This window comes from Exiguobacterium sp. Leaf187, from assembly GCF_001423925.1.
Lineage (GTDB): Bacteria > Bacillota > Bacilli > Exiguobacteriales > Exiguobacteriaceae > Exiguobacterium_A > Exiguobacterium_A indicum.
Genome location: NZ_LMPR01000006.1, coordinates 1 through 4,556 on the forward strand (window position 1 = coordinate 1; position 4,556 = coordinate 4,556).

The following is a 4,556-nucleotide window of genomic DNA, read 5'->3' on the forward strand; positions in this document are numbered from 1 at the left end:
TTTTTTTCACTTTCGCCATCCGACAAACAAGTTTCGAAGCCATAGTTTACCTCCAATCCGTTCACTTTTATAAGGATCGATCCATTTTTTCTCTTCATACGCAAGTCCAATTAGCTTATTTATATCTGATCCGTCAGCCGCCCCACCTAAAAACGGGTGGGTATAGTGATTGATGACTACTCTGTTAAACATTTTTGATAATAATTTTTCTTTGAAATAGGTATGACCATTCGCTTTGATTTTGCATAAAATTAATTCTGTTTCTCTAAATTGTGCATTTAAGTCCGCGATCTGAAATTCAGCATAATCGTCAGCACCAATGTAAGGTACTTTTATCACAATTTTTTTCTTTGAAAAAAGCTTTCTATTAGCAGACTTATAGTTCAAGATATCTTTTTGGTTTTTAACGTACTTTATCTTTGAACCATAAGCTTTAAATACAAGTACAACCTTGATATTTGTAGATGCTAATTCACCATTGTTTCTAAGTTTAACAGTCAACATTTGAGGCTTAAATCTTGAATCAGGAAGTACCCCTCTATCAGTTTCGTCAGTTCTTCTATCGAGCACAGTTATTGGTAAACCACGTAATTTACCAATCCAAGTTAATCTTCGTAAATGATATGTACTATCCAAAGAAGATAAGTCAGGCGATTGATCGTATGTATAAGTCATTGGCGAAACAGATAATTTTGAATAAGACATTTTTTTCGTGAACTGAAAAACCGTACGTGCAATGAAAGTTGAAATAATACTTAAAATCGTAGACACAATAGACAAGATAGTAGTTGCTGATAATTTTTTAAAATGATCAATAACCCAATCAATAACCAAAGATAAATCCATAGAAAGCCCCCCTGTTTTTCGCTCTTGAATTTGGTATAGTATAGCGCACTATACTTTACTTCGTAAAGGTGCGCTCTCCGAGGGTAAAGATTGCCGTCGGATCGACGGTCGCTGCAAGCATCGAAAGGTCAAGAACTCAACTCCCCAACCCCTCAAATCTTGAGGGGCTCCCTCGCCGGTTGGCAGGTTCCGCCGTTGGGAACGGCAGAACAGCACCGAGAGGGTATTGGGGCATTGAGAGAGTCAACTCCTTATGCTCACTTCGCTATGCTCGTTCCGCTACCGTTGACTCTCATATAGTTGATCCATATCTCCTCATGCAATAAGAAAGTCATCCAATATCGATACATTTTTATACCTTTCAGAAGAATATCATCCTTTTTGTATGTATATGATTGATGCATTTACGCATAACAAGTGGTATATTTTCTACAACAGATATTGTTACCTTTCTAACACTATCTAGCTTATCTTTTGCTACGATTAAAAAGGCAAAAGACCCAAACGCTGCAACGTTTGAGTCTTGAATCAGAACAGTTTTTTTGGCTAAAGTCTTAACCATATTGGTTAGGGCTTTTTTGTTGGTGGAAGGCTTCCGGTCGTTAAGAAACTCCACATTACAAAAATCGTCATCGGATCAATCGATAACTCGAAGATTATTTTCATGCTCGCATCACCACCTTTCTAAAGAACGGTAGTGTTGTGAGTTCTGATTCAGCCTTAACAATAGTGTAATACGCTTATCGAAAATAACAAGGTTGACAAGCGTCTACATTATTTATTAATTATACTGTTCGCAATGAAGAACGAACAGCCTTAACGACTTCTATTCAAACAAATTCTCAGTTTTTAAGTAAAATCTTGAAAAAAACTTGTTACTCTGATTCAAACCACTCTCGATGCGATGGATTATCTGGATCAAGCAAAACAAATCCTTCTTGATCTACACTCAAAGTTTCTACATTCATCGTAAGACCCTCGACAAGCTGAAGATATTTCAATCGTTCAATTACAGCCCATCTTTCCGGATCGTAGTTTGCTGGATTCAAATCTACTTTCATGGAATTACCTCCTGATTGTGTCTAAATCGCTCATATTTCGATTTTAAGCCCCTTCGCCACGTCTTGATAGGGTAATTTACGACTCAAGGCGTAAATACCCTTAAAATCGCTCCTAGAGAGCCAAAAGACGCCCCAACCTCCTCGTGACGATTGAAAATGAGGATATCCGACTGGCTCATGTGTACTGGGAGATCGGTGAATGGGGGCGAGCGTAGCGAGAACACGTTCGGCGATCTAACAGTCCGACAAACGAAATGAAGGCTTAAAAGCCGGAATGAGTGCGTTCAGTTCTTTTTTGTTAATTCCAGGTATATCGTAGGGAAAAAAGATAAGACATTGATATAGAAGAGAGTGTTTTTTTTATAAAAGTGGTATAAAGCCTTATATATCAACATTTTTTCATTTTTAGGCACTTAACAATACGTTAGTGGGCACTAAGCTATTTTTAAGTGCTAATTAATGTTGCTTTTATCTTTTACTTAAATTAGAATTAAGTAAATTGACGGGAGGTGACATTAAATGGATGCAAATATGGAGTTCCAGTCTGATACCCAAACCTTGTTAGGGAAGAAAGAAAAGGTTTATATCGACACTGAAACTGGTGAAAAAATCTACGCAGAGCAAATCACTAAAAGAGCATATGGTCAGAAGCAATTTTGGAAGATTTACTTGATGGATTTCCTTCACATTTTAGGTCTAGCTGATTCTAAGCAAATTGATGTTCTGATCTACATATTGCAGAATACAGAACAAGCCAATAATACATTTGTAGGAACGTATAAAAAAATTGCTAAAGAAGCTAACGTTTCAGAACCGACAATCGCTAAAATCATGAAAAAACTCCAAGAAAATCATTTCATCATCAAAGTTCAAAATGGTGTATGGCAGGTATCTCCTAACATCATGATGAAAGGTTCGGAACACAAAAAAAGTCTTCTCTTGAACTACTATGACGATAGTATGCAATCAGAAGATGACTCAAAGTAAAATGCGTTTGCAAGGCATTTTACGAAAATAAGAGGGGGTGTGACTTTTAAGTCATACCCCCTCTATCATTTAAATTCATCGATTTTTCGTTGGTATCACCCATTAGTTCATTTTGAGTCAATGGAAGACTCACTTCCGATATAGCTGTGACTTCTAAGTCATAGGGTATGGCTTATCGCTCTAAATCCATGCCACGATCTCGCTCACGTTTTTTGATCATTGCCTCTCTTTCTTCAACGATTTCTGGAAGCATTTCATTGGCTCGCTTATTAATTCTTCTGTGATCTGTCATATGATCCAGTCCGATTTTTTGATTATCAGGTAACTTCTCAATCAACCATTCTCTCGTCGCTCTATGAACAGAAGCCCTTATAACATTCGCCATATCAGAGACCTTTTTTTGGACAGCCTGATCAAATCGTTCTTTCCATGCTTTCACCGTCTCGTGTGCCTTTTGAAGCTGTTCATATAGCCCTTTATTTTCTTTGGTCAATTCTTCATTAGTCGCCTGCAGCTCATCATTTTCTTTCTGAAGCCAACGTTTTTCGCTTTCTAAGACGTTGAAGTTCCCTTTTACGATGTCCAATTTCCGCTCCATTTGTTCCACTTCTTCGAAGTAGCGATTAGCATTTAACATTTGTTTCGTCAGCTCGACTCCATGACGCTCCTTCAGTTCCTTCACTGTCTCTTCTAAGCGTTCCGAAACTCGTTCTTCTACCACGTCGTCCAATCCTGATTTATAACGTTCTGCTTGTGCTGAAGCAATCTCGTATTTCTTCTGAAGATTGCTGATCTTGTCGTCTTTTTGCTCGATCTTGGACTGCAAAACAGTGATTTCTCGTCGTAATTCTTCGTTCTTGAATTCCATATCGGGTACTTTCATCATCGCGAGGTTGCGCATTTCTTCGAAATCCTCTCGATCGATGACAATTTTTCCTGTTTCTTTACCAAACATCGTCTTCTGTTCTTCATATTCCAAGCTATCGAGCCGTTCGACCTTCTCAAACAACTCTTTCAAGCCCTCTCGTTTGGCTTCGAGTAGCTTCGTATCACTCTGGATCGCCTCTCGTTGCTGTTCCGCATCCAAGACCGCTTCTTGTGCCTTGAGAACCTTGTACGTGGCCGTATCGATGTGTTGAGCCTTAGACCCCTCTTTCCCTCGCTCGATATCAAACCCATGCTTTTGAAGGTAATTCGGGAGTTCTGATTGCAATGCCTTGAGTTCATTCCGGTCAAACACGTTCTTGCTCTGAAGTTTGCCGTCTCGCATGGGTACAATCGCGATATGAGCATGAGCCCCAGCACCCTTCAATTCATCGAAATGGGCAACGGAATAGAGGACATTTTGTTCTCCATATCGCTCTTTGAAGAAATCAGTGGAGACCTTGAAGAACCGTTCTTTTTCTGACTGATCCATGTCCTTGAAGAAATCACGATCAGAACCCACCACGAACTCATTGAAATAGACCGCATCTTTTCTTAGGGCACGTTTACTTTCATTTTGAGATTCGAATGTTTCTTTCCATTTTTCCATGTAGCTGATGTGTTGGGCGTTGATATAGTCTAGATTGAGGTGAGATAGAGAAGCGTTGATGTCGGGATTGGTCTTACTTTCTCGTTCTCTTTGATTGTGGATCTGATAACCTTTTACGTCATTTTTTT

At 38.9% G+C, this 4,556-nt stretch carries 4 protein-coding genes; 1 reads left to right on the plus strand and 3 read right to left on the minus strand.

All coding sequences use genetic code 11. The features are described 5' to 3' along the window. Positions 1 to 6 precede the first annotated feature (6 nt). Together ASF99_RS01995 and ASF99_RS02005 are read right to left on the minus strand one after the other, a co-directional pair. Positions 7 to 846, minus strand: coding sequence for a hypothetical protein (locus tag ASF99_RS01995; protein ID WP_055966729.1), 840 nt, complete (start codon positions 844 to 846; stop codon positions 7 to 9). A gap of 875 nt (positions 847 to 1,721) precedes the next feature. Next, the gene (locus ASF99_RS02005) at positions 1,722 to 1,907 is read right to left on the minus strand and encodes a hypothetical protein (protein WP_055966736.1); all 186 of its coding nucleotides are present in this window, start codon (positions 1,905 to 1,907) and stop codon (positions 1,722 to 1,724) included. Positions 1,908 to 2,426: 519 nt separating this feature from the next. On the opposite strand from ASF99_RS02005, the gene ASF99_RS02010 reads away from it, so the two are divergent. Beyond that, the gene (locus ASF99_RS02010) at positions 2,427 to 2,894 is read left to right on the plus strand and encodes a replication/maintenance protein RepL (protein ID WP_055966739.1); all 468 of its coding nucleotides are present in this window, start codon (positions 2,427 to 2,429) and stop codon (positions 2,892 to 2,894) included. Positions 2,895 to 3,066: 172 nt separating this feature from the next. Here ASF99_RS02010 and mobV read toward each other — a convergent pair. Beyond that, positions 3,067 to 4,556 (minus strand): MobV family relaxase (gene mobV, locus ASF99_RS02015; protein WP_055966742.1); only part of this gene is annotated, 1,490 nt, incomplete at its 5' end.